General features: G+C 72.6%; 20 protein-coding genes and 2 pseudogenes. 9 read left to right on the top strand and 13 right to left on the bottom strand.

Going from position 1 to position 25,182, the window contains the following annotated elements; translation table 11 throughout:
• Positions 1-39: 39 nt before the first annotated feature.
• Positions 40-3,134: pseudogene (locus ACH4ZX_RS02680) on the bottom strand (glycoside hydrolase family 2 TIM barrel-domain containing protein).
• Between the two features lie 256 nt (positions 3,135-3,390).
• Between ACH4ZX_RS02680 and ACH4ZX_RS02675 the strand changes: the two are divergent.
• From ACH4ZX_RS02675 to ACH4ZX_RS02665, 3 genes are all read left to right on the top strand, one after another.
• Positions 3,391-5,778 carry a SpoIIE family protein phosphatase gene (locus ACH4ZX_RS02675; RefSeq protein WP_398266305.1) on the top strand — a complete coding sequence of 796 codons (2,388 nt, stop codon included), beginning with the start codon at positions 3,391-3,393 and terminating at the stop codon, positions 5,776-5,778.
• Between the two features lie 260 nt (positions 5,779-6,038).
• Positions 6,039-6,743: a DUF4232 domain-containing protein gene (locus ACH4ZX_RS02670; RefSeq protein WP_398266302.1), complete on the top strand. Its 705-nt coding sequence runs from the start codon at positions 6,039-6,041 to the stop codon at positions 6,741-6,743.
• Between the two features lie 139 nt (positions 6,744-6,882).
• Positions 6,883-8,172 carry an SLC13 family permease gene (locus ACH4ZX_RS02665; RefSeq protein ID WP_398266299.1) on the top strand — a complete coding sequence of 430 codons (1,290 nt, stop codon included), beginning with the start codon at positions 6,883-6,885 and terminating at the stop codon, positions 8,170-8,172.
• A gap of 9 nt (positions 8,173-8,181) precedes the next feature.
• On the opposite strand, the gene ACH4ZX_RS02660 is transcribed toward ACH4ZX_RS02665, so the two are convergent.
• Positions 8,182-10,062 carry a ricin-type beta-trefoil lectin domain protein gene (locus ACH4ZX_RS02660; RefSeq protein ID WP_398266296.1) on the bottom strand — a complete coding sequence of 627 codons (1,881 nt, stop codon included), beginning with the start codon at positions 10,060-10,062 and terminating at the stop codon, positions 8,182-8,184.
• A 594-nt stretch (positions 10,063-10,656) separates the two neighbouring features.
• On the opposite strand from ACH4ZX_RS02660, the gene ACH4ZX_RS02655 reads away from it, so the two are divergent.
• Positions 10,657-11,481 carry an endo alpha-1,4 polygalactosaminidase gene (locus ACH4ZX_RS02655; protein WP_398266293.1) on the top strand — a complete coding sequence of 275 codons (825 nt, stop codon included), beginning with the start codon at positions 10,657-10,659 and terminating at the stop codon, positions 11,479-11,481.
• Positions 11,482-11,503: 22 nt separating this feature from the next.
• Here ACH4ZX_RS02655 and ACH4ZX_RS02650 read toward each other — a convergent pair whose 3' ends face one another.
• A complete protein-coding gene (locus tag ACH4ZX_RS02650; protein WP_398266290.1) occupies positions 11,504-12,049 on the bottom strand; it encodes a flavoprotein in 546 nt (181 codons plus the stop codon).
• A 9-nt stretch (positions 12,050-12,058) separates the two neighbouring features.
• Complete coding sequence (locus tag ACH4ZX_RS02645) at positions 12,059-12,517, bottom strand: nuclear transport factor 2 family protein (protein ID WP_398266287.1); 459 nt, start codon at positions 12,515-12,517, stop codon at positions 12,059-12,061.
• A 116-nt stretch (positions 12,518-12,633) separates the two neighbouring features.
• On the opposite strand from ACH4ZX_RS02645, the gene ACH4ZX_RS02640 reads away from it, so the two are divergent.
• Positions 12,634-13,185, top strand: a complete 552-nt coding sequence (locus ACH4ZX_RS02640) for a TetR/AcrR family transcriptional regulator (protein ID WP_360750758.1) — start codon at positions 12,634-12,636, stop codon at positions 13,183-13,185.
• A gap of 2 nt (positions 13,186-13,187) precedes the next feature.
• Here the strand turns inward: ACH4ZX_RS02640 and ACH4ZX_RS02635 are convergent, their stop codons facing one another.
• Together ACH4ZX_RS02635 and ACH4ZX_RS02630 are read right to left on the bottom strand one after the other, a co-directional pair.
• Entirely contained in the window at positions 13,188-13,382 is a 195-nt protein-coding gene (locus ACH4ZX_RS02635; protein ID WP_398266284.1) for a ferredoxin, read from the bottom strand.
• A gap of 12 nt (positions 13,383-13,394) precedes the next feature.
• A complete protein-coding gene (locus tag ACH4ZX_RS02630; RefSeq protein ID WP_398266281.1) occupies positions 13,395-14,594 on the bottom strand; it encodes a cytochrome P450 in 1,200 nt (399 codons plus the stop codon).
• Positions 14,595-14,891: 297 nt separating this feature from the next.
• On the opposite strand from ACH4ZX_RS02630, the gene ACH4ZX_RS02625 reads away from it, so the two are divergent.
• A complete protein-coding gene (locus ACH4ZX_RS02625) occupies positions 14,892-15,338 on the top strand; it encodes a nitroreductase family deazaflavin-dependent oxidoreductase (RefSeq protein ID WP_398266278.1) in 447 nt (148 codons plus the stop codon).
• 70 nt (positions 15,339-15,408) lie between these two features.
• Here ACH4ZX_RS02625 and ACH4ZX_RS02620 read toward each other — a convergent pair whose 3' ends face one another.
• Positions 15,409-16,377, bottom strand: coding sequence for a cation diffusion facilitator family transporter (locus ACH4ZX_RS02620; RefSeq protein ID WP_398266275.1), 969 nt, complete (start codon positions 16,375-16,377; stop codon positions 15,409-15,411).
• Between the two features lie 158 nt (positions 16,378-16,535).
• Between ACH4ZX_RS02620 and ACH4ZX_RS02615 the strand changes: the two are divergent.
• Both ACH4ZX_RS02615 and ACH4ZX_RS02610 read left to right on the top strand, forming a co-directional pair.
• A pseudogene (locus tag ACH4ZX_RS02615) lies at positions 16,536-17,555 on the top strand (glutathione S-transferase family protein).
• A 110-nt stretch (positions 17,556-17,665) separates the two neighbouring features.
• Complete coding sequence (locus ACH4ZX_RS02610) at positions 17,666-17,968, top strand: DUF4235 domain-containing protein (protein ID WP_324788166.1); 303 nt, start codon at positions 17,666-17,668, stop codon at positions 17,966-17,968.
• Between the two features lie 113 nt (positions 17,969-18,081).
• Here the strand turns inward: ACH4ZX_RS02610 and ACH4ZX_RS02605 are convergent, their stop codons facing one another.
• A complete protein-coding gene (locus ACH4ZX_RS02605) occupies positions 18,082-18,474 on the bottom strand; it encodes a VOC family protein (protein ID WP_360750729.1) in 393 nt (130 codons plus the stop codon).
• Between the two features lie 545 nt (positions 18,475-19,019).
• Here ACH4ZX_RS02605 and ACH4ZX_RS02600 point away from each other — a divergent pair.
• A complete protein-coding gene (locus ACH4ZX_RS02600; protein WP_398266271.1) occupies positions 19,020-20,633 on the top strand; it encodes a hypothetical protein in 1,614 nt (537 codons plus the stop codon).
• Positions 20,634-20,738: 105 nt separating this feature from the next.
• On the opposite strand, the gene ACH4ZX_RS02595 is transcribed toward ACH4ZX_RS02600, so the two are convergent.
• Genes ACH4ZX_RS02595 through ACH4ZX_RS02575 form a run of 5 tightly spaced genes read right to left on the bottom strand, consistent with a single transcriptional unit; the run spans position 20,739 to position 25,065 of the window.
• On the bottom strand, positions 20,739-21,989 hold the full coding sequence (locus ACH4ZX_RS02595) for a cytochrome P450 (RefSeq protein WP_398266268.1): 1,251 nt from the start codon (positions 21,987-21,989) through the stop codon (positions 20,739-20,741).
• Entirely contained in the window at positions 21,986-22,591 is a 606-nt protein-coding gene (locus tag ACH4ZX_RS02590; RefSeq protein ID WP_324788162.1) for an ATP/GTP-binding protein, read from the bottom strand. The genes ACH4ZX_RS02595 and ACH4ZX_RS02590 overlap by 4 nt, the downstream gene beginning before the upstream one ends.
• Positions 22,572-22,943 carry a DUF742 domain-containing protein gene (locus tag ACH4ZX_RS02585; protein ID WP_324788161.1) on the bottom strand — a complete coding sequence of 124 codons (372 nt, stop codon included), beginning with the start codon at positions 22,941-22,943 and terminating at the stop codon, positions 22,572-22,574. The genes ACH4ZX_RS02590 and ACH4ZX_RS02585 overlap by 20 nt, the downstream gene beginning before the upstream one ends.
• Positions 22,940-23,350 (bottom strand): roadblock/LC7 domain-containing protein, encoded by a 411-nt coding sequence (locus ACH4ZX_RS02580; RefSeq protein WP_324788160.1) that lies wholly within the window; start codon positions 23,348-23,350, stop codon positions 22,940-22,942. Before ACH4ZX_RS02580 ends, ACH4ZX_RS02585 begins: the two co-directional genes overlap by 4 nt.
• Before the next feature lie 5 nt (positions 23,351-23,355).
• On the bottom strand, positions 23,356-25,065 hold the full coding sequence (locus ACH4ZX_RS02575; protein ID WP_398266263.1) for an ATP-binding protein: 1,710 nt from the start codon (positions 25,063-25,065) through the stop codon (positions 23,356-23,358).
• Positions 25,066-25,182: the final 117 nt, after the last annotated feature.

Below are 25,182 nucleotides of genomic sequence, written 5' to 3'. Positions count from 1 at the left end.
GTGCCCGACCGGTTGTTGCGTCCGAACCGCGACGCGCGCTCAGCCGGCCGGCACCTCCAGCCGGCTGATCCGGAACGCGCCGGCCGGCTCGCCGGGACGGCTGCTGGTCAGGGTGAGCCGCAGCCGCGAGCCGCGCACCGGGTCGAAGGTGATCAGGGTCGGCGTGTCCGAGGCGGTGGCCCAGTCCACGGCCGCCCCGGTGACCGGCACGTACCGCCGGCCGTCCCACACCGCGGCCTCGACCGACGCGGGCAGGCTGTGCGTGCCGTCCACGGTGCACGAGACCTCCACCCGGTCCATGCCGCGCACGCGCCCGAAGTCGACGGACACCCAGTCCCGCGGCCGGGCCCCGCGGAAGGCGGGCAGCAGGGCCGTGGCCGCCTTGACGAAGCCGTTGGACCAGCCGGTGACCGCGTCGCCGTCCAGCATCGCGGCGGGCGGGGTGTCCGGGCGGCCGGAGTGACTGGCGTCCGCGTACGGGTAGTCGGCGGGTGCCGGGCGATCGGGCCGGAGGACGGCGGGCGGGGTGGTCGCGGCCGTCCTCGCCGCGGTGGTGCGCACGGTAGCGGTGCCCGCCCGAAGCCCCTCGGCGCGCGCGGTCACCCGCAGGGCGCCGGGCCGGGTGCCGGAGCGCACGATCGCGAGCGCCTTGCCGTGGAAGGCGGTCCGGGTGCTCGCCCGGTAGCTCTCGGCGCTCTCCTGACGGCCGTTGTCGAGCCCGGCGAGGGAGCCGCCCGCGACGTCGAAGGAGATCAGGTGCTCGGCGTCGGGCACCACCACCCCGCGCGCGTCGACGATCTCGGCGGTCACGAACACCAGTGAACGCCCGTCGGCCGCCGTCGACTCACGGTCCGCGCTCAGGCGCACGGCGCACGGCCGGCCGGCCGTGCGCAGCACGTCGGTGGCGACCGCCCTGCCGTCCCTGCGCGCCACCGCCTTCAACTCGCCCGGACGGTAGGGCACTTTCCAGGTGAGGTGCAGCTTGCCCACGCTGCCGGTGGGACTGGTGCAACTGCCCGGCCAGGGACCTGCGGTGACGGTCTTGTCGTCTCCGGTCGCCTCGGTGGTCTCCAGGTAGGCGCGCCCGTCGGTGGTCCGCTTGGTGTCGAAGGTGCGGACGCCCAGGGACTCGCCGTCGAGGAGGAGTTCGACGGTGGGGACGTTGGAGTACCCCCAGACCTCGACCGTGTCGCCCTCCTGGTGGTTCCAGGTCATGGGCAGCAGGTGGACCATCGGCTCGCTCGTCCACTGGCTGCGGAAGAGGTGGTACATGTCCTTGGGGAAGCCGGCCGTGTCGACCGCGCCGAAGAAGGACGCCTTGACCGGGAAGACGTCGTAGGGGGTCGGCTCCCCGAGGTAGTCGATGCCCGACCACAGGAACTGCCCGGCGAACCACCTGCGGTCGCGGTCCTTCTTGTGGCCGTACTCGCCGCTCATGGTCCACGAGGCGAGGTTGTTGTCGTAGGAGGAGGTCGCCCGCCTGCCCGGGGTGTGGTTCTCGCCGGTGTTCAGGTGCTCCGGCTCCTGGTACGTGCCGCGGGTGGAGGTCTGCGAGGACGGCTCGGACTCGAAGAGGAACAGGTGCGGGTAGGCCGCGTGCAGGGCGTCCACCGACTTGGCGGTGTTGTAGTCCAGACCGAGTCCGTCGAGCTTGGCGAGCATCAGGTCGGCCGCGGACCCCTTCGCCGGCAGTGAGCGGTACTTGTCGGAGCCGATGACGAGGGGCCGGGTGTCGTCGGCCGCCTTGACGGCGGCGATGAGGCGGTCGGCCATGGCGAGGCCGGCGACGGAGGTGGAGTCGGGGATCTCGTTGCCGATGGACCACAGCACCACGGCGGGCGAGTTGCGCGCCGCGAGCACCATCTCGGTGATGTCCTTCTCGCACCACTCGTCGAAGAACCGGCCGTAGTCGTACGTCGTCTTGCCGGTCCGCCAGCAGTCGAAGGCCTCCACCGTCATCACGATGCCCAGTTACTCGCAGACCTCGACCAGCTGCGGCGAGGGCGGGTTGTGCGAGGTGCGCAGGGCGTTGACGCCCATCGACTTCATGATGTCCATCTGCCGACGCACGGCGTCGACGCCGACCGCCGCGCCGAGCGCGCCCAGGTCGTGGTGCAGGTCGACCCCCTTGATCTTGGCGTAGGCGCCGTTGAGGGAGAAGCCCTCGTCGGGGTCGAAGCGGAAGACGCGGATGCCGAAGACGGTCCGGAAGGTGTCGACGGTCTCGCCGGCCACCCGCAGTTCGGTTCGGAGGGTGTAGCGGTGCGGGGCCGGGAAGTCCCACAACTTCGGTTTCGGGACGACGAGTTCGTGCGTCTCTGTGGTCTTGTCCGTTACCTCGACGGTGGTCGTGGCGCGGGCGACGGTGCGGCCGCCGGGGTCCTCGACCGCGGACCTGATCTCGACCTCGCGCGCGGTGCGCGACACGTTCGCCACCGAGGTCCGCACCCGCACGGCGGCGCGCTCGGCGCTGACGTCCGGGGTGGTGACGTACGTGCCCCAGCGCTCGACGTGGACGGGCTCGGTGACGACGAGGCGGGCTTCGCGGTAGATGCCGCTGCCGGAGTACCAGCGGCTGCTGGGGAGCCGGTTGCGCACCTCGACCGCGATCACGTTCCCGGTACGGCCGTCGGTGTGCAGCAGGTCGGTGAGGTCGAGGGCGAAGCCGGTGTAGCCGTAGGGGTGGCGGCCGGCCTCCGTGCCGTTGCAGTACACGGAGGAGTCCATGTAGACGCCGTCGAACTCCACCGAGATCCGCTTCCCGGCCCAGGCGGGCGGCAGCGTGAAGGCGAGGCGGTACCAGCCGAGGCCGCCGGGGAGGAAGCCGGTGCCGCTGCTGGTGCCGTGGTCGGTGGTGGGCGTCTGCTCGATGCTCCAGTCGTGCGGCACCGCGACCTCGCGCCACGCCGAGTCGTCGTAGCCGGGGTCGGCCGCCCCCGCGTACGCGCCGGTGGGGTCGGTGATCCCGCCCGGGCGACCAGCGCGAAGCGCCAGCCGTCACGCAGGGCGACGGTGTGGCGGCCGGGCCGGCCCGCTGCGGCTTCGGCGGCCCGCGCCGCTCCGGCACCCGGTAAGGCCCCGGCCGCGGGCGCGGCCGTGGAGGCGATCAGAACCGATCTGCGCGTGACCGTCATGGCCGCTCCCCCTCATCAGGGATCAGAAGCACTCACAACTGATCGTAACCAAACAGATTCTGACGGTCTGTCATGCGCGGCAGTCAAGGGTGCGGCACCGCTCTCCTGCCTCATGCGCCACAACGGCCGAAAATCCCCCTTGACCGTGCCGGGCGGCTCACTCCCGGGGGCCACCGTTCACGCGAGGCCCGGACGCACTAGGCTGGAACACAAGTGACGCGCCTGTTCACTGAGAGTGCGCAATGGAGTGGCGACGATGAGCCCGGTCTACCCGTTCGACGACGCGGCGACGGCCCGGGCTGCCATCGACGACTCCGGCACCCTGCTCGAGTGGAACGCCGGCGCGGAGCGGCTGCTCGGCTGGTCCGCCGCCGAGGTGGTGGGACGTCCCGCCGGGTGCCTGCTGGTCCGCGACACCCCGGACACCGTGCTCCCGCCCGTCGGACCGCGCTGGCACGGCATCGTCACCCTGCGTCACCGCGACGGCCGCGCGGTCCGCGTGTGGCTACTCGCGCACCGGCGTGGGTCCCCGCACGGCGGCGGCCCGGGCCGCTGGCTCGTGTACACCCCGTTGGAGGGCGACCGGCCCGTCTCCCCCGACGACCCGCTGTCCAGGGCGGCCCTGGCCCAGGCTCCCTGCGCCGTCGCCGTCTACGACGACCGGCTGCGCCTGTACCGCATCAATGACGCCATGGCCGACGTGATCGGGCTGCCCGAGGAACGCATCCGGGGACTGCGCATGCCCGAGATCGGCGGCAAAGTTCAGAACGAGGAGCTCGAGCGCCACATGGTCGGGGTGCTCACCACCGGACGGCCGCAAGAGGTGCGGACGTACCTGCGGGCCGGCGGCGAGGACCGCGCGCACGCGTGGCTGATCCGAATGGCACCGGTCATGGACCCGGACGGGCGGGTCCGGGGCGTGTGCGCGGCCGCCCACGACTTCACCGAGAACTACCGTTCCCGGCAGCGGCTGCAACTGGTCAACGAGGCCAGTGTGCGCATCGGCACCACCCTCGACGTCGCCCGTACGGCGCAGGAGCTCGCGGACATGTGCGTGCCCGCGCTCACCGACTTCGCCACCGTCGACCTGATCGACCCGCAGGACTACGGCGGTGAGCCCCCGGCCCGCATCACCGCGCCGGTCAGCCTGCGGCGGGCCGCGCACCAGTCGGTGCTCGAGGGCATCCCCGAGGTGGTGACCCAGGTCGGCCACGTCGAGCTCTACCCGGCCTCCTCCCCGCAGGCCGACTCGCTCACCGCGGGCAGGACCATCGTGGGCGCTCTCGGCTCCGGCGAACTGGACCACTGGCTGGCCTGGAACCTGCCACGGCGCGAACGCGTGCGGGAACTCGGCATGCACTCCGTGATGTCCGTGCCGATCCGGGCCCGCGGTCTGACCCTCGGCGTGGCGGTGCTCACCCGGCACCGGAACCCGGAACCCTTCACCGCCGACGACGTCCTGCTCGCGGAGGAGATCACGGCCCGGGCCGCCGTCTGCATCGACAACGCCCGCCGCTTCTCCCGCGAGCGCGAGACCGCCCTCGCCCTGCAGCGCAGCCTGCTGCCCCGCTCGCTGCCGCGGACGCCCGCGGTGGACGCCGCCTCCCGCTATCTGCCGGCCGCGCGGGCCGGCGTGGGCGGCGACTGGTTCGACGTGATCCCGCTGTCCGGGATGCGGGTCGCCATGGTCGTCGGCGACGTCATCGGCCACGGCGTCCAGGCCTCGGCCACCATGGGCCGGCTGCGCACCGCCGTGCGCACCCTCGCCGACATCGACCTGGCCCCCGAGGAACTGCTGACCCACCTCGACGACCTCGTCGTACGGCTGTCCGCGGACACCGGCGGCGAGGGCCGTCCCGGCGAGGTCGGCGCGACCTGCCTGTACGCGGTGTACGACCCGGTCTCCCGGCACTGCACGATGGCCCGTGCCGGGCACCCGTCGCCGTTGGTGGTGCCGCCCGGGGGCGAGCCCCGGCAGATCCACCTGCCGGCCGGGCCGCCGCTGGGCCTGGGCGGGCTGCCGTTCGAGTCCGCCGACCTCGACCTGAGCGAGGGCAGCGTGCTGTCGTTCTACACGGACGGGCTGATCGAGTCCCGCGACTGGGACGGGGACGCCGGCCACCGGCTGCTGCGCGAGGCCCTGGCGACGTACACCGACTCGCTGGACGAGACCTGCGACCGGATCCTGCACGCTCTGCTGCCCGCGGGCGGCGCCGCCGACGACGTGGCGCTGCTGCTGGCCCGCACCCGTGGGCTGCCCCCCTCCCAGGTCTCGACGTGGGACATCCCCGCCGACCCCGCGCTGGTCGCCCCCGTCCGCAAACAGGTGGTCGAGCAGCTCGACACCTGGGGGCTTCAGGATGCGGCGTTCACCGCCGAGCTCGTGGTCAGCGAACTCGTCACCAACGCCATCCGCTACGGCGCCCGCCCCATCCGGCTCCGGCTGATCCACGACGCGACCACGCTGATCTGCGAGGTCTCCGACACCAGCCACACGGCCCCGCACCTGCGCCGCGCCAAGACCTGGGACGAGGGCGGCCGCGGGCTGCTCCTGGTCGCCCAGCTCACCCAGCGCTGGGGCAGCCGGCACACGGCGGACGGCAAGACGATCTGGGCGGAGATAGGGCTGCTCGAGGAGGAGTGAGACGACGGCCGGGCCGGCCGGCGCGTCCGGCCCGGCCGGTGCGGGGTACCCGTCCCCGGCGCAGGCCCCGGCGGACGGCCGCGTCCTCGGCTCCGGCTCGGCTCCGGCTCGGCTCCGGAAGTGCCGGAAAGTGAGACGGAATCGGGACCGGACCGCGAACTCTTCCGGTGGGGCCTGCCTCCACACTCGTGACGGCGCGCAAAGCGCCCAGTACGCACATGCCGGGCGTGTGCGAGGAATCTCCTGGAGTGCTGAGGAACATGACTGATACGTCCCGCTCCACCCACCGGGCAGCCCTGCTCGCGAGCGCGGTCGCCGTGCTGGGACTGCTGACAGCCTGCGGCGCCGGCGGCGACGGCACGGCGAGCAGCACGCGGACGCAGCCCGGCACGGCCACGCCGGTCACCGGCGGCCGCACCGCCGGCTCCGCGACCGGCTCGGCGGCCGGTTCCACGGCCGGCCCGGCGACGACCGCCCCGGACGCGAGCGCCACCGCCACGGCCGTCACGGCCGGCGCCACCGCGTCCCGGACCGCCACCGCGTCCGGGGGCCGCTGTCACACCTCCGAGCTGCGGGCGACCGTCGGCCCCAACGACCCCGGCGCCGGGCAGGAGCACTTCCCGGTCGTCCTGACCAACACCTCCTCCCGCACCTGCACCGTGCGCGGCTACCCGGGCGCCGCGTTCGTCGACGCGTCGGGGCACCAGCTCGGCCCGGACCCGAAGCGCTCGCCGGGCACGCCGACGACCGTGACGCTCGCCCCGGGCGGGAGCGCGTGGGCGGGGCTGTCCTTCTCCAACCCCGACGTCAGCGGCGCCGACCCGGCCACTCCCGCGTCCGTGCTGGTCACCCCGCCGGACGAGCTGGACTCCCTCACCGTGACGTGGACGGGCGGCCAGGTCCCGGTGTCCGGCAACTCCTCCACGGTGTACCTGACGGTGCTCCGCCCCGGCAGCGGCATCTGAGCGGCGGGGCTCGGCCGGGTCCGACGGAGTCCGGCGGGGTCCTGAGGGGCTAGCCGGTCCGGGGAGCCATGTGGTCCGGGGAGTCCCTGGCGGTCGAGGGGGCCCGGGGGAAACCGCTCACCGTGGCCTGTTTTGATGGATGTCCCCGCACCGCCCGCCCGAAGGACCCGCCCTGAACACCCCGCTCGCCGAGACCCTGTCCGTCGCCCTGCTCGTCGCCGTGCTGGCCTTCGCCGTACTGCGTCCCAAGGGGCTGCCCGAGGCCGCGGCGGCCGTCCCGGCCGCCGGGGTGGCCGTCGTCACGGGAGCGATCTCGCTGGGGCACGCCCAGGCCGAGGCCGAGCGGCTGGGGCCTGTCGTCGGATTCCTGGCGGCGGTGCTGGTGCTGGCCCACTTCTGCGACGTGGAGGGCCTGTTCCGGGCGTGCGGGGCGTGGACGGCGCGCCACGCCGCCGGGTCGCCCCGGCGGCTGCTGGTGGCGGTGTTCGCGCTGGCCTCGGCGATCACGGCCGTGCTCAGCCTGGACGCCACGGTGGTGCTGCTGACGCCGGTGGTGTTCGCCACCGCGGCCCGGGCCGGCGTGCGCGCCAAACCGCACCTCTACGCGTGCGCACACCTGTCGAACACCGCCTCGCTGCTGCTGCCCGTGTCGAACCTGACCAACCTGCTGGCCTTCGCGGCGAGCGGCCTGAGCTTCACCCGCTTCGCGGCGCTGATGGCGCTGCCGTGGCTGGTGGCGATCGGCGCGGAGTACCTGGTCCTGCGTCGCTTCTTCGCCGCCGACCTGATCGCGCCCGCCCGCTCGCCCGAGCCCGGTGAGACGCCCCGGCTGCCGCTGTTCGCGCTGGTCACCGTGGGCTGCACGCTGGCCGGGTTCGTCGTGGCCTCGGCAGCCGGCGTCGAACCGGCGTGGGTCGCGCTGGCGGGAGCGCTGGTGCTGGCCGGCCGCGCGGTCGTACGGCGGCGGGCCACGCCGCTGTCGGTGGTGCGGGCGGCGGCCCCGGCGTTCCTGGCGTTCGTCCTCGCGCTCGGGATCGTGGTGCGCGCGGTGGTCGACAACGGGCTCGCCGGGGCGCTCGGCGGTCTGCTGCCCCACGGTTCGGGGCTGCCCGCGCTGCTCGGCATCGCCGCGCTGGCCGCCGTACTGGCGAACCTGATCAACAACCTGCCGGCGGTGCTGGTCCTGCTGCCGCTGACCGCCCCGGCCGGGCCGGGTGCGGTCCTCGCGGTGCTGCTCGGGGTGAACATCGGGCCGAACCTGACGTACGCGGGATCGCTCGCGACACTGCTGTGGCGGCGCGTCGCGCGCCGGCACGGCCATGAGGCGGAGCTGGGCGAGTTCACCCGGCTCGGCCTGCTCACCGTGCCGGCCGCGCTCGTCCCGGCGGTGGCGGCGCTGTGGCTGTCGCTGCGGGTCGCCGGGGCCTGACCGGGCCGGTCAGTGACGGCCCCAGCCGCCTCCGTATCCCCCGCCGGAGCCCCAGCCGCCCCGCCCGTCCCGGACGGGGGCGGACGGCGACGCCGAGGGCGACGGCTGCGCGGTCGTCGGCGAGGCGGACGGCGTGGTGGACGGCGTCGGCGTGGTGGAGGGCGCCGTGGAGGCGCGGGGGGTGGGCGTGCGCACCGGCCCGGGGCTGCCGTCGGCGTCCCAGTTGACGGCCTCCATCTGCAGGTCGGTCTTGGAGGTGTCGAACGCCCAGCGCTGCACGTCGCTGTCGTCCCGGGTCTTGACGACCAGGGCACCCGACCCGTCGGTGGCGGCGGGGGTCAGGGCCAGGTCCCGGTCCCAGCGCGGCACCAGTGTCCCGCGCAGGGTGAAGTCGTAGCGGATGCTCCTGCCGCTCTCCGCGGATTCGCCCGTGCACGGCGTCAGTTGCACCGAGTAGCCGAGGCGGGAGTCGAGGCACAGGCCGGGGTCGGCGCCGCTGCGCAGCAGTCCGTCGGTCGCGTACGACCACTGCTGGCCGGGCGCCGAGGAGCACTTGGCCAGTTCCGTCTCGGCGCCCGCGACGGTCTTCGCGCCGACGACGGCGACGCACAGCCCCGAGCCGACGTTGTGCAGGCGGCCGCGCACGGTGCCGTCGGCGGACGAGCCCGCGCCCGCCCAGGACGGGGCTCCGGTCGCGCTCTTGCCCCCGGTGCCGGGGCTCCGGGAGGGCCGGACGCCGCCGGACGGGGCGGTGCCGTCCCAGGAGCCGAGGACGGACCACAGGACCAGCGGGAGGACGACCAGCCCGCTGACCGTCACGACGGCGGCGGCGAGGTTGCGGCGGCGGGCGGCCGCGCGCCGGGCGGCCCGGCGCGTCGCCCGGCGGGCGGCCGCCCGCCTGCCGGTGCGGGGGCCGGTCGGCGGACCGGGCCGCGCGGGCGGCGCGGACGGGGCCGGCGGCGCCGCCGGCGGTGCGGGCACTGCGGGCTCCGCCGAGGTGAAGGACTCGCCCGGGAACACCGGGGGCCGGGCTTCCTCGGCGGCGGCGTCGCGCTCGTCGCGTTCGGCCCAGAACTCGACGTAGCCCCGTGCTCCCCAGCCGAGCACCGCCTCGGCCAGCGCCAGGCCGAGGCCCTCCTCGAACCGGCTCAGCTGGTCGGCGGTGTCACGGCAGTGTGTGCAGCGGCTCAGGTGGCCGGCGAGGTCGAGGTCGATGTGGACCCCGCCGCGCCGGTAGGTCACGTCGAGCATCCGCAGATAGCTCCGGCACTCCTGCTCCGGCGCGAGTTCGCGGTGGACCTGGAGGCACTCCTCGCGCAGCCGCTCACGCGCCCGGGCCAGTTCGACGTCGGCCCTCTCGACGTCCAGGCCGAGCAGCCGGGCGGGCACGTCGAGGGGCTCGGACTCGACCTCCGTGTGCCACACCAGGCAGCGCGCCGGCTGGGGCAGCCGCTGGAACGCCTCGGTCAGCAGCCGCCGGTGGGGCGGCGGCAGCAGGCGGGCCGCCAGGCGTTGGTCCTCGCCCTCCGCGGAGCGCAGGTCCGGATGGAGCATCTCGCGTCTGCCGTCGCCGTCCCACTCGGCGGCGATCCGGCCCACGGTGAGCAGAAGCGCGGGCCGCCAGGCGGAGGTCGGCCCGTTCTGCCGCAGGGATTCGCCGAAAAGTCTGGTGAACGCGGCGGACGTGAGCATTCCCGCATTGCGGGCGCCGTCGGTGCACAACCGGGCATAGGCGAACGCCGCTTCCCAGTGCCGGTCGAGGAGTTCACCCACAGGCTGAAGCGCGGGTGTCGTACCCGTCCACTTCTTGAGTTCGGTGCTCAGTTGTTCGTCCGTCGCTTCGAACTCGCGCACGGCTGCGGGGGAATTCGACAGACCGACGTCTTTCACGGCTGCATTCCTCTCGAGGGCGTGCGGTATCGAGTGCATACCACACGGCACGGGAGCCGCCGACACCGCGGCTGCTCCGCACATACGGGATTCGGCTTCTCGAACGCACGCCTGCAAAAGCTCTCTTGAAGCGGAAGGCGAACGCGGGAGCGGCCTCGCGCGCACAGGGGAACGGCTGCCGTCCGTGCGCCGACAGAACACACCTTTGCACAGCTCAGCAATATGTAACAAGAGAGCGCATGCTTTTGCGCTCCGGGCATCCCCGCCGGCATTCAACAGTGTGTCGACAAGCGGGCCCGCGTCAGTGTCCGGTGACCGGATACGGGGTGTACGGCCAGGAAAGTTTCGCCAACTTCGCGCGGCTCATTCCGTGTTCGGCCGGCGTCACGGCGTCTCGGGGCTGGTTCGCGCCCGCGCCCGGCCCTTCTTGACCCGCCGCCGGCATCCGCGCTTTGATCGTCCGCGTGCCGTGGTTCGGCACGCAGAGGTACGCCCAGCCGGTAGCGGACGAGCTCCAAGTCCGGCCCGAGTCGCCAGGATTGCCGCCCCGCGCGGGTCCGAGGCGGGGTCGTGCCCGCGATCGTGGGAGCGGACATGCCCACCGTGGGTGTCTTGCGCGCCGGAGGGGCCGGGACGGCCGTCGGCGCTTGTTTCCTTCTTCTCGCCGGTCTGACGGCGTGCGGCTCCGGCGGGGAGGCCGAGGACCCGGCGGTCCGCCTCCCGCCGCGCCACGCCGGCTTCGACTACCAGATCGGCGGCGCCTATCCCCCGCCGTCCGGCGTGCGGATCGTCACCCGGGACCGTACGGCGTCCCCTGCGCCCGGCCTCTACAACATCTGTTACGTCAACGCCTTCCAGGCCCAGCCCGGGGAGCGCGGGGCCTGGCCCGCCGGCCTGCTGCTGCGGGACGGCCGCGGCAGGGTGGTCGTCGACCGGGACTGGGACGAGGCGCTGCTGGACATCCGCACGGCGGCCAAGAGGCGGCGGGTGGCCGCGCGGATCAACCGGTTCGTCGACGGCTGCGCCGACAAGGGCTTCGACGCGGTGGAGCCGGACAACTACGACAGCTACACCCGCTCCCGCCACCTGCTGACCGCGAACGACGCCACCGCCTTCATCGCCCTGCTGTCGCGGCACGCGCACGCCAGGGGTCTGGCGATCGCGCAGAAGAACACGGTGGAGCTGGCCGGGGTGCGCAAGAAGGCCGGGCTGGACTTCGCGGTGGCGGAGGAGTGCGGCGCCCAGGACGAGTGCGGCGCCTACGCACGCGCCTTCGACGACCGGGTGGTGGTCGTCGAGTACACCGACAGCGGGCTGCGCAAGGCGCTCGCGGGCTTCGGCGGCCGGCTGAGCATCGTGCGCCGGGACGTGGAGGTGTCCACGCCGGGCAGCGCCGACTACGTCCGCGAGGTGCGGTGAGAACGGGTCCCGGGCGCCGCCGTCACCCCCGCTCGACCAGGTCCAGGGCCCGCTCCCAGCCGAACTCCGGCCGCACGCCGTCCCCATCCGGCTCGCCGGAGTACGGTTCGCCGAACCGGACGCCCATGGCGCGCAGCCGGATCAGGCTGTCCTGATAGGCGGGGTGGGCGGCCAACGCGTCGGACACGCACGGCAGTACGGCGACGGGGACGCCCAGGCCGCAGGTCTCGCAGAGGGTGGCGACGGCGAGGGTGTCGGCGAGGCCCGCCGCCCACTTGTTGACGGTGTTGAAGGTGGCGGGTGCGACCACGACCGCGTCCGGCGGCGGGAAGGGGCGCGGATCGCCGGGGGTGCGCCAGGCGGAGCGGACGGGGCGGCCCGTGAGGGTCTCGACGGCCGCCGTGTCGAAGAAGCCGTTCATCGCGACCGGCGTCGCGATCACCCCGACCTCCCAGCCCCGCCGCTGCGCGGCGGCGATCAGCCCGCCGACGCCGGCGGCGATCCCGGCGGCGCAGACGACGACGTAGAGGAAGGGCTTCTCGTCCGGCTTCGCGTCCTGTTCGATCACTCCGGAACCCTACTGAAGCGGGAAGGACGTCCCGCGCTCGGCCTCGGGCCGCGGGCCGCGGATGCGGCGCTGCTGCTCCGCGATGGGCACGTCGTCGATGCTCGCCTCGCGCCGGGTCATCAGGCCGTGCTCGTCGAACTCCCACAGTTCGTTGCCGTAGGAGCGCCACCAGCGGCCGTCGGCGTCCCGGGACTCGTACTGGAAGCGGACGGCGATGCGGTGGCCGTCGAACGCCCACAGGTCCTTGCGCAGCGCGTAGTCCCGTTCGCGCTCCCACTTGCGGGTCAGGAACTCGATGATCCGGGCACGGCCGGTGAGGAAGGTGTCGCGGTTGCGCCACACCGAGTCCTCCGAGTAGGCGAGCGCGACCCGGTGCGGGTCACGGGTGTTCCAGGCGTCCTCGGCGGCCTGGACCTTCTGTGCGGCGGTCTCGCGGGTGAACGGGGGCAGGGGCGGCCGGTCGGCCATGGGGCTCTCCTCCTCGGCGGGCGACGGAGCGGAGAACGCTCGTTCTCACGCCTGGCTGCTACCGTAGGAGAACGCTCGTTCTCACGTCAAGGAGAGGTCGTACGGACATGGCCGTCATGGACAGCGCAGCCGCCCGGGAGCAGGCGCTGGACGCCGCGGAGAGGCTCTTCTACGGGCGGGGCGTGCAGTGCGTCGGCATGGACGAGATACGCGGCGCCTGCGGCCTGTCGCTGAAGCGGCTCTACCAGCTCTTCCCGGCGAAGGAGCAACTGGTCGAGGCGTACCTGGAGCGGCGCGACGAGCGCTGGCGCGGGCGGCTGGCCGCGTACGTCGAGCGCCACGAGGACCCCGAGGAGCGGATCCTGGCGGTCTTCGACTGGCTCCACGAGTGGTTCGGCGAGGACGGCTTCCGCGGCTGCGCGTGGATCAACTCCTACGGCGAACTGGGCGCCACCTCACCCCGGGTGGCCGCCCAGGTCCGCGCGCACAAGCGGGCGTTCCGCGCCTACCTGGCCGGGCTGGTGGCGGACGCCGGGCTGCCCGGCACGCTCGCCGGGCAGTTGTTCCTGCTGGCCGAGGGCGCCATGGTGACCGCCGGCATCACGGGCAGCGCGCGGCCCGCGCGGGAGGCGCGCGAGACGGCACGCCTGCTGCTGCGGGCCCGCTGAACTCAGTCTCCGGACACGGTGACGGCGCCCACCGGGCAGGCCCGCACCGCCTCCCGCACCATCGGGTCGCCGCCGCCGTCCTCGCGCCCCGGCCGCAGGGCGCTGAGCCCGTCGTCGTCCTGGGTGAACACCTCCGGGGCGGCCAGGGCGCACTGGCCCGCGCCGATGCAGAGGTCCTTGTCGATGTCGATGCGCATGGCCTCAGCCCCTCACCAGGTCACGGGGAGTTCCAGCATCCCCTGAATGGTGTCGCCGGGCTTGAAGGGGATCTCCTCCGGCGGGGCGGCGAGGCGCAGGCCGGGCAGCCGGGCCAGCAGGGCGCCGAAGGCGATCTCCATCTCCGCGCGGGCCAGGTTCTGGCCGAGGCACTGGTGGATGCCGAAGCCGAACGCGACGTGGTGGCGGGCCGGGCGGTGGAAGTCGATGGCGTCGGGATCGCCGTAGACGTCCTCGTCCCGGTTGACGATCGTGGTCGAGAAGAGCACCGCGTCACCCGCCCGGATCGTCGTCCCGGCCACCTCGATGTCCCGCGTCGCCAGGCGCGCCAGCGTGTCGGCGATCGACAGCAGGCGCAGCAGCTCCTCCACCGCGGCGGGCAGCAGCCCGGGGTCCGCGCGCAGCTCGGCCAGCCGCCGCGGGTGCCGCAGCAGCGTGAACGTGCCGAGGGAGATCATGTTCGCGGTCGTCTCATGACCGGCGACCAGCAGGACGGTCGCCAGGGAGGCGACCTCCTCGCGGTCCATCTCCCCCTCGCGCAGCCGCTGGTGGACGAGTTCGTCGAGCACGCCGTCGCCAGGTTCAGCCTGTTGCAGCTTGTGGTCGATCAACTCCTCGAAGTAGGAGTCCAGTTGGTCACGCGCGTCCGCTATGTCGGCGGACGTCGGGCCGCGCAGCAGCCGCCGTGACTGCCCCTCGAAGAACTCGTGGTCGGCGTAGGGCACTCCGAGCAGCGCGCAGATCGTCATGGACGGGACCGGGATCGCGAAGGCGTTCACCAGTTCGGCGGGCGGCCCCTGGGCGATCAGGGCGTCGATCCGTTCGTCGACGATCCGCTGGATGTGCGGGCGCAGCGCGGCGGCCCGCCGGAGAGTGAAGTCCGGGATCATCCTGCGCCGCTGGGTGCGGTGTTCGGGGTCGTCGACGCCGAGCAGCGCGATCCTCCGCTTCCTGGCGGCCGCGAAGCGCTCGGTGGGGGACGGGAAGTCGGGGTGGGTGCGTTCCGCCGACAGCCGCTGGTCGGACAGGAGTTCACGGGCGAGCGCGTGTCCCGTCACCAGCCAGGCCGGCCGGCCGTCGTAGAGTGTCACCCGGGCCAGCGGGCGGGCGGCGCGCAGGGGCTCGTAGGCGGCGGGCGGGTGGTAGGGACAGGTCCGGTCCTGGGGGAAGACGACGGGTTCCGTTTCCGTCATGGAAGACCTCGCAGACGATGGGCGCGTCGTGCAGGGCCCTCATTAGATGCCCCGGGCATCCAAGGGGCCACGAGAAGTTCGGCCAGATCACCGGCGCGCGCATTCTGGCCGGGTATCGCCGGTCGCCCCGCCGCGTCCACGCGCCCGTCGGCGGTGCGCCGGGGAGAATCAACAAGGGCGAAAAGTGATGAATGGATTAAGCGGGACAAACAGCAGTAAACCAGGATAAACACCGCACGCATCGGTGTCGAGACCCGGTGCGAGTCAGCCGTACGACCGGACGATGGGACGGATGCCATGCCTCTTGAGGGCGAGTACGAACCCAGCCCGACACAGTGGGTGCGCGAGCAGGTGGAGCTGTACGAGAGCTCCGGCGGCACCGAGGGGACGACCCTGCTCGACACCGGACTGCCCGTGATCGTGCTCACCACCCGTGGCGCCAGGAGCGGCAAGATCCGCAAGACGCCGCTGATGCGCGTGGAGCACCAGGGGCGCTACGCGGCGGTCGCCTCGATGGGCGGCGCGCCCACGCACCCGGTCTGGTATCACAACGTCAGGAAGGACCCGCACGTGGAGCTCCAGGACGGGCCGGTGAAGCGCGACATGGTCGCCCGTGAGGTCCGCGGCGCGGAGAAGTCCGAGTGGTGGGAGCGGGCCGTGGCGGCCTTCCCGCCGTACGCCGACTACCAGCGGAAGACCGAACGCGAGATCCCGGTGTTCGTGCTGGAACCGGCCGACGGGTGACGTGCGCGGTTCCCGCGGAGGAATCTTCCGCGGGGACCGCATGAATCCCGCACCACCGGGCACGTGGCTGTCAGGCCCCGCCGCGTTCCCCCGTCGCGGCGGGGCTTTCGCGTGCCTCCTGTGCCGTCCGGTCGGTGATGTCGAGGAAGATCTGGTCGGCCTCCGCCACGGCCCGCGCGAGGGAGCGCTTGATCCGCACGGCGACCTCCTCCACCCGCTCGCTGTCCAGACCGGGCATCAGGTCGACGCGGGCGGCCACCAAGGCCGTGTCGAGGCCCGTCTTCATCGTGAACAGCGCCTCCACGCTGTCGATTTCGGGCTCCGCCTCCAGCAGGGCCCGGATACGGTCCGCCGCCTCGGGGTCGGCGGCCTCCCCGATCAGCTGGTCGCGTGCCTCCCGGCCCAGGTGGTAGGCGACGAAGACGAGCAGCGCACCGATGGCGAACGAGGCGGACGCCTCCCACACGACCTGCCCGGTCACCATGTGCAGCGCCATGCCCACGGCGGCCAGCGTCACGCCGATCACCGCCGTGCCGTCCTCGGCGACCACGGTGCGCAGCGCCGGGTCGCGCAGACCGCTCTCGCCGCCCTGCCGCCGCACCTGGTGCAGGGCCCGCAGCAGGGAGGCGCCCTCGGCGACGAAGGCGACCCCCAGCACGATCAGGCCGGCCACGTATCCGCTCAGCTTCTCCTCGGCGCCGTTGTGCAGCGCCTCGAAGCCCTGGAAGACGGAGAAGCAGCCGCCCATCACGAAGATCCCGACGGCCGCGAGGAGCGACCAGAAGAACCGCTCCTTGCCGTAGCCGAAGGGATGGCGCTCGTCGGCCGGGCGGCGGCTGCGCCGCAGCGCGGCCAGCAGGAAGACCTCGTTCAGGCTGTCGGCCACCGAGTGCGCCGCCTCCGACAGCAGGGCCGGTGATCCGGCCAGCAGTCCCCCCACCGCTTTGGCGACGGCGATCACCAGGTTCGCCATCAGCGCCACCAGTACGGTGACGCGTGTCCGACGGTCTGCCTTCTTGTCCGATGTTGTCCCGCTCACCTTCGCCGACTGCCCCGCTCCGCGCCGCGCATACCGGCCGGGAGGCACGATTCGGGAAACGACGGGGAACTTCGGAGAAGTTCGGGGAACCTCAGGGAACTACGGGGAACTACGGGAAACACGATCGTCAGGAGCACGGGCGCCACGAGGAGGCATCCATGGCAGGCGACGGCAACAGCGCCTACGGCGGCAAGCCGTTCAAACGGTCCCGGAGCCACTTCGCCGACCGGATCACCGCCGACGGCCGGGACGGCCGGCCGGTGCGGGCGGGACGCTACCGGCTGGTGGTGAGCCGGGCCTGCCCGTGGGCGAGCCGGGCGCTGATCTCGCGGCGCCTGCTCGGCCTGGAGAAGGCGCTCTCGCTCGCCGTCGCGGACCCGATCCAGGACGACCACAGCCGGCGCGTCACCCTGGACCCGGACGGGCGCGACCCGGTCCTCGGCATCCGCTTCCTGAGCGAGGCCTACGACCGGCGGGAGACCGGCTACCCGGGCGGCGTGAGCGTGCCCGCGATCGTGGACGTGACCGACGGGACGCTGGTGACCAACGACTACCGGCAGCTCACCCTCGACTTCGCCACCGAGTGGACGGCCCTGCACCGCGAGGGAGCGCCCGACCTGTACCCGCGGGCCCGGCGCGACGAGATCGACGCGGTCATGGCGGACGTCTACGAGGACGTCAACAACGGCGTGTACCGAGCGGGCTGCGGGCTTCGCGACCGGCCAGGACGAGTACGAGGCGGCGTGCGCCGGCGTCTTCAGGCGGCTGGAGGCGCTGGCGGACCGGCTGGCCCGGCAGCGCTACCTCGTCGGCGACACGATCACCGAGGCGGACATCCGGCTGTTCACCACGCTGGTCCGTTTCGACGCCGTCTACCGCGGTCACTTCAAGTGCAACCGCTGGAAGCTGTCGGAGAACCCGGTGCTGTGGGCGTACGCCCGCGACCTCTACCAGACCCCCGGTTTCGGCGCACCGTCGACTTCGACCACATCAAGCGGCACTACCACCAGGTGCACACCGGCATCAACCCGACCGGGATCGTGCCCCTGGGACCGGATCTGTCCGGCCGGCTCGCCCCGCATCACCGGGAGGAACTCGGCGGCCGCCCGTTCGGCGACGGCACCCCGCCGGGCCCCGTGCCGGCCGACGAGGAGGTTCCGGCACGGGGACGGCCCTGACCCACGACAGGGATCTCGACCCACGACAGGGGCCTGCCCCACGGCAGGGGCCTGACCCACGACAAGGCCTTGAACCAAGACAAGGTCCTGACCACGACAAGGAGAGACACGTGGCCAAGAAGAAGAAGCTCAAACTGCCCCTCGCCTACAAGCCGCTCGGCTTCGCCCTGGGCTGGGCGAGCGGCGCCCTCGCGGGGGTCGCCTTCCGCAAGGTGTGGATGGCGGTCCGGCACGAGGAGGACGCGCCCGACGCGCTGGACCGCGACCGGGGCTGGGGAGAGGTGCTGCTCGCCGCCGCGGTCCAGGGCGCCCTCTTCGCCGTGGTGCGCAGCGCCGCCGACCGCGCGGGCGCCAAGGCCGTCGAACGCTCGACCGGCGTCTGGCCGGCCACCGACAAGGGCGGCCGGGACTGAACGGCCGGAAGTGAGCGGAGCCTCCCCCGGCGCCGCGGGCCGTACGTGCCCGCGGCTCGGGGCCCGTCGCGCAAGTGGCGCCTGCCGCGACGACGACGCCTCCGCGACAGGCCTCAGCCCTGCTTCGGCGCGGTCGACGGGACGCGCCGCAGGGTGAAGGTGTGGCCGGCCGGGTCGGCGTAGCCGCGCTCCTCGAACGGGCCGGACGCGTCCCGTGTCTCCAGCGGCCGGCCGCCGAGCTCGACGACCTTGCGCTCGACCGTGTCCAGATCCTCCACCACGAAGTCGAGATGGGCCTGGAGGGAGTTCTCCGGGCGCGGCCAGCTCGGCGGTGTCGCGTTGACGTCGCGGCGGAACGCGATCCGGAAGCCGTCGGCGCTCCTGATCTCGACGCGGTTGGCGGTCGCGTCCGTCTGCTCGCCCGCCAGAAGCTCCTGGTAGAACACGGCGAGCCGCTCGGGTTCGGCGCAGTCGAGCACCACGACGCCCGCTTTCACCAGTGCCATGTCTCCTCCGCAAGGTTCGGGGCGCGGGCGTTCGCTGTCCCGCCGCCGGTACCTTGCGGATATCCCGCCGCGGTTGATTCAGTCGGCGGTCAACCACCGTCCGCCGCACGGCGGTTCGCGCCCCTCCGGTTCGCCGGCCTCGCGCACCCGCTCTTCCCACCTGCGGAAAGGGCGGGAGTCTACGCAACTCACAAGGCTCGAGCAGTAACGAACATCACCGTCAGGTAACGTGTTGATCATTTACGGGTTGGGCAGCCTGGTACCGCTTGTCGGTTCAACTTTCTTATCGCGAACCCCAGTTCGAGCGTGCGGGCGGTCACGTGACCCTCCGCGCGCACGGCCGGGGGCACTTCCCGGACACGACCGGCCAACCGACCGCGCGGTCGGTCGATTCCGCTGCCAGAAACACATTTCGAAGGGAAACCGGTGTGAAACCTCGAGTCGTTGGTGCTGTTCCGAAGGCGTCCGCCGACAGCTTGCTCCCGGCGCAGTCAAGCGCCCAGCTCCAGCCCGCGGAGGCGGGGAACGCCCTGGCCCGACTCTTGGTGAACCACGTCAACGGGAGCACGGAGCAGTTCCAGAGGTGCCAGAACGCCGCTCAGCAGCGGCTGGACGCATTCGGAGTCCCCCGGTACGGCACCACGCTGCATGTGGAGGGAGCCCTCCGTCTGGCGCCGGGCACGTTCCTGCCGCCCGACGAGGAGGGCCACGCCAGGCTGGGACACCTCGACGCGGGCCTGCGCATGATCGAAGCGGCCTTCCCCGAAGTCAGCACCGATGTCGAGCTCTGCCGACTGACCTCCATGATGCTGGAGGGGGCCTGGAGGAGCCGGGCACTCACCCCGCCACGCGGGCAGGAGCAGACAGCCGGCTGCGCCTGCCCGCTGTGCAGTTGGCTGCCCACGCCCCCCGCCCGCACGCTGGACGACTACGGCTGGCGGCAGAGCGCCGGCCGTCCCCTCACCGTCAAGACCTGGCCGTACCGCCGGGAACTCGACAGCGTCCTGACCGGTGGATGGTCCTGGACCCGGCAGATGAACGACCTCGAACGAGACCTCGGCCACCGCCACCGCTTCGAGGACGACATCCTCGTCTTCCACGAATACAAGCGCGTGATCGACACCATCGACACCACGCGCCTCACCCAGCTCGTCGAAGGCCGCCTGGCCGAGAATTTCAGCACCAACAGCGCACGGGCCCTGGTCTGCGGGCTCTTCGCAGCCCACAAGCGATCCGTCGACGAGTACTGGCTCCAGCAGCACGACACGGGCAGCGTCACCCTTCCGCAGAGCAACCCGCTCGGCCAGAGCACCTACTCACTGCTGCAGATGCTGGACTGCCTGTTCTGGCACGTCTCGCCCGACACGGAACTCTGGCAGGAAGAACACCTCGCCTCCCTGCTGCTGTGCCGCGTCATCGACGACATGGCCGACGTACGAGCCGACGCCCTCACCGGCGAGATAAGCAACTTCTGGCTCGCCGACATGCCGACCCACACCAAGGCCCTCTACGCCGCCTGCGCCATAGCCCTGGTCAAGTACGGCTGCATGCCCGAGGCGCATCCCCCGATGTGGAACACCTGGCTGATGACCACCACCATCGTCTGGATGGGGCTCACGGGCCGCCACGCCCTGTGGTTCGACGGCATCACCCAGGGCCTCCCCCCGGCCGACGGGTGCCCGCTGTGCGACCTGCAGCCCAACTCGTGCGCCGGCATCCTCACCCACGGCACCACCCTCACCATCGCGCCGCGGCCCACCGCACCGGCGCTGAGCCCCCGGACCGCCGAGCTGTCCGCACGCTGCCGAGCCCAGCACCCCCAGGCATGGCCCCTCTTCGACACCGAGCTGCACGCCTTCGAAGCAGTGCACGGCCCCTGGTACGGCAACATCGACAGCACCTGGGAGATCCTGCGCCGCACCTACATCGCCGGCGTGGAGGCATCCATGGCCGCTCCGTCCCCGGCCCGCGCTCGTCATGTCCAGGAGGACGCCGGCGCGGTCGGGGCCGAAAGGTTCCACGCCCTGCACGACCCGCAGACCGGGAGGGAAGACACCACCCTGCTCGCTTACATGTTCGGCTGCGCCCACCCGCACTTCCTCTGGAACGCCACGGGATACCACCCCTCGGGCGTCGCGGGCGACTGGCTCGACGGCTGACGCCTCGGTCCTGCTCCGGCCTGCTGAGCAGGTGAGCCACCGTCTGCGCCCCGCAACGACGCTGCCCGGCCGGTCACCGGCCGGGCAGCGGTCCCACGATGTGGCCTAGACGGCGAACTCGACCGGCAGGCTGTCCAGTCGGGACTCCCACGTGGAGGCGGTCGAGCTGAGCTCCTCCGGCGGCACGGCCAGTCGCAGCCCCGTCAGCCGGTGCAGCAGGACGTCCACCGCGATCTCGATGATGGACTGGCCGATGCTCTGCCCCGGGCACTCGTGCGGACCGGAACTGAAGGCCAGGTGCGACTGGTTGCCCTGGAGCGCGACGCCGTCGGCGGGCCGGATCTCCGGATCGACGTTGCCGGGGGCGAGGCCGAGCAGGAGCAGGTCGCCCTCCTCGATGTGGTGCCCGCCGAGCTCCAGGTCGCTGGCGGCGAACCGCCCCGGCAGGACGGCCAGCGGCGGGGTGTCCCACATGACCTCCTCCACCACGGCCGACACGGTCAGCTGACCGCCGATCAGCTTGGACAGCCGCGCGGTGTCGGTCAGGACCAGCTCCAGCACCCGGGCCAGCAGGTTGCTGGTCGTGGTGTGCGCGGCGATCAGCACCAGGCGCAGATGGCTGACGACCTCGTCCTCGTCCAGGCCCGCCGGGTGCTCCAGCAGGGCGGTGGTGAAGTCCGAACCCGGCTCCGACCGCTTGCGCTGGGCGAGTTCGCCCAGGATCTGCATGATGCGGTCGTTGTGCACGAGGGCGTCCTCGCCGCCCTTGAAAACCTGGGCGCAGGACTCGACCAGGCGCCGGCCGTCCGCCGCCGGAAGGCCCAGGATCCGGGTGAGCACGAGCATCGGCAGGTGGTCGGCGTAGTCCGCCACCAGGTCGGCGCGTCCCGCGTCGGCGAACGCGTCGATCTGCTTGTTCGCGAAGTACGTGGCGTGCCGCCGGACACCGCGGCTCGAGGCGGCCAGGAGTCCGTCGGTGACCGCCCCGCGCAGCCTGCGGTGCGGCTCCCCGTCCTGGGAGACGCAGTCGGGCCGCCAGCCCACCATCGGCACCAGCGGCGAGGTCTCCGGGATACGGCCCTCCCGCCAGTCCCGCCAGATGCGGGCGTCCCGGCTGAACTGGCGGGGGTTGTCCAGCACCCGCCGGTTGTCTCGGTAGCCGAGCACCAGCCAGGCCGGCACGTCGCCCTCCAGCAGCACCGGCGCGACGGAACCGTGCTCCTTGCGCAGCCGCTCGTAGATGGCCTGCGGGTCGGTGGCCGCTTCCGGGCCGTACAGCCGGATGAGGTCGGCCCCGCCGTGGGCGAAGGGGCAGCCGCGGGGGGTGTCGGGACCGTTTAAGGTCTGGTCGTTCATCGGGGCTCCAGTGCTACGGCGGAGCGGTCCTTCAGGTGACGGATCAGCGCGACGAGCACGTCACGGCTGGAGGCCCGGTCACGGGCGTCGCAGGACACGACCGGGGTGTGCGGGGGTATGTCCAGGGCGTCCCGTATCTCGTCGACCGGGTAGTCCTTGGAGTCCGGGAAGACGTTCAGGGCCACCACGAAGGGGACGTTCTGGCGCTCCATCTCCTCGATCGCCCGGAAGCTGGAGGCCAGGCGCCGGGTGTCGACCAGGACGACCGCGCCGAGCGCGCCCTTGAACAGGCCGTTCCACAGGAACCAGAAACGCTCCTGCCCGGGGGTGCCGAACAGGTACAGCATCAGGCTGTCGTTGAGGCTGATCTTGCCGAAGTCCAGGCTGACGGTGGTCTGCGTCTTGTCGGCGACACCGATGAGGTGGTCGACGTCGGCGCTCGCCTGGGTGAGGGTCTCCTCGGTGGTCAGCGGCTTGATGTCGCTGACCGAGCGGACCATCGTGGTCTTCCCGGTGCCGAAGCCGCCGGCGATCATCACCTTCACCGAGCGGGTGCCCCCGGCGTCCGGTCGGCCGGGGTGGTCAAAGCCTTTGAAGTCCACTGAGTACCTCCTCAAGGAGCGCGAGGTCGGGCCCGCGGCCGACGGCGTGCGCCGGGATGGGGTCACGGGCTTCGACGCGGCCTGCCTCGAGCAGATCGGCCAGCAGCACCGCGAGAATGTTGAAGGGCAAACCGAGGTGGGCGCCGAGTTCGGCGACCGACAGCGGATCGCGGCAGCGCCGGAGTATCTCCTCGTGCTCGTGCTGCATGCCCGGTACGGGGGCGGTGCGGGAGACGATGAGGGTCGCCACGTCGAGGCTCGACGCCGAACCGCCCGGTCCGCTACGTCCTCGGGTGAGGACGTAGTAGCGCTCGAGACCGGACGGGTCCGTGGGCCGGCGGGGAGCACTCATCCAGAGTGCTCCTCCAGGCGCGGAGTGGTGCCGAGGAGCTCACCCATCCTGCGGGCCAGATCCCTCATCTGGTGTCCGAGGAGGCCCTGGTCGAGGCCCTCCCTGGCGAGGACGCCCAGATACGTCTCCACACCGGCGCGTACGACGAAGAGGTGCCCGCCGTCGACCTCGATCATGGCCAGCCGCAGTTGCCCCGCGTACTTGGGGAACTGCTCGGCGACCGGCTGGGCCAGTGCCTGCAGGCCGGCCACGACGGCGGCGAAGCGGTCGACGTCGTCGGGGTCGTCGGCGCCAAAAGAGGTGATGGCCTTGCCGTCGCTGGAGGCCACGAGGGCGAAGCGGATCTCCGGGATGGACTCCACGAGATCACGGAGCGCCCAGCTCACGTCGGTTCCCTGTTTCGTCATGTGGACTAGTCGCTCTCTTCAGTGCGGTGCTCGGTGGACTCGCGTCCGACGGTCGGCTCTTCCCCTGCCTCGGCGGACTCGCGTCCTGCGGTGGCGAAGGCGGCGAGGCCGGCGAAGGACGCGTCCGGCGGAACGGCGGCGACAGTCATGTCGTCGGTCCGTTCGGCGCGCTGGGCCGACTGCGCCTGTGCGTCGTTCCGCCTGCTGCGGCGACGGGGCAGTCCGCCGGGCGTGGTCTCCACGGCCTCGGCGGTCGCCGCCGCGGCCGTGACGCCGGCCGCCGCCGCGGCCGTGACGCCGACCGCCTCCGGGGACGGCGCGGCCGTGGCGGACTGCGCGGGCTGGACGGCCGGAGCGGGGGTGGCCGTGACGGCCGCCGACAGCGGGCTGAAGTACTTGTGCGGGACCACGACCACTACCGACGTGCCGAGCCAGGGCGAGTCCGCGAAGGTGACGCGGACGCCGTAGCGGCGGGCGAGGGCGCCGACGACACGCAGACCGATGGTGGCGTCCTCGGAGATGCCGCCGAGTCCCGGCCCCTCCCCGGTGCCGGCGAGGGCCTGTTCGGCCTCGTGCCGCTTCTCCTCGCTCAGACCCTTGCCCGAGTCCTGGATCTCGATGCCGACACCGTTCGGCACCTCCTTGCCGGACACGACGACCGGCTCGGTGGGCGGCGAGTAGCGGGCCGCGTTGTCCAGGAGATGGGCGAAGATCAGGGTGAGGTGGTCGACCAGGCCGCCGTCGACGCCGAGTTCGGGCAGATGACGCACCTCGACCCGGTGGAAGTCCTTGATCCGGCCGATGCCGCCGCGCACCACGCTCAGCAGCCGCTGCGGCTCCTGCCACTGCCTGCCCGGCCGGTCGGATCCGCCCAGCACGCCGATGCTGGCGGCGAGACAGTCGGCGGGGCCGATCTCCTGGTCGAGCTCCATCAGACCACGGGCCACCGAGGGCAGCCGGCCGTGCTCGCCCTGCATCTCGTGCAGCCGGCCGCGCAGCTTGCTGGTCAGCACATGGATGCGGTTGCCGATGCTGATGACGGCCTGCTCGGCGGCGGTGGAGCGGTTGAACTCCTCCTCCACGCCGATGAGCGCGGTGCGCAGCACCTTGCGCAGGTCGGCCTGGAGATCGGCGCCGATCTTGGCGTGCTGGTCGCGGGCCGGCAGCAGGTCCTCGACGGCGTCGCCGGCGCGCAGCCGCTGGAGCGCCTCGGGCAGCTGCTCGACGGCGAGCCGGGAGACCGCGGCCCGCTGATCGGCCAGCCGCTCCTTCCAGACCTCGGCCTGCTCGGCGAGCTGCGCCTCGTAGGACTGGGCCTGTTCGGCGAGGCGTGCCTGGTATTCCTGGGCCTGCTCGTCGAGCTGCGCCTGGTAGGCGCCGGCGCGGTCGGCGGCCTGCGCCTCCTGGGCGGCGCGCTCGGCGGCGAACTTCCGCTCCAGGCCGGCCACGTGCTGCTGCCACTGCTGCGAGTGCTCGGCCTGCGCGGTGCGGAAGGAACCCTCCGCACGGCCGAGCTGGCTCCGGGTGCGCAGCAGCAGCCGTACGCACACGGCGCTGGCGGTGGTCGCCGCCGCTCCGGCGACGGCCGCACCGATCTGCTCGGAGCTCATGAACGTGGCGGCAACCGTCCCGCCGCCTAAAGCCAGCGGCATGAGCCACCAGCTGTACCAGGCGACAGGGGCCCGCGCCGCCGGCGGCGGAGTGGCGAGTTCCATCTGCATCCTTCGAAGCAACACGATCGAACAGGGGGGCGTGCAAGGCGTGGGGGACCGCACTCATGCGTAGGCACCACGAGATGGGCGGCAGGAGGCCGCACCAACTCGTCGTGACCC

Origin of the sequence: Streptomyces sp. NPDC020490, assembly GCF_044335305.1 — a bacterium.
Lineage (GTDB): Bacteria > Actinomycetota > Actinomycetes > Streptomycetales > Streptomycetaceae > Streptomyces.
The sequence above is the reverse complement of the archived record's forward strand: the minus strand, read 5'-3'. Positions and strand labels throughout refer to the sequence as shown.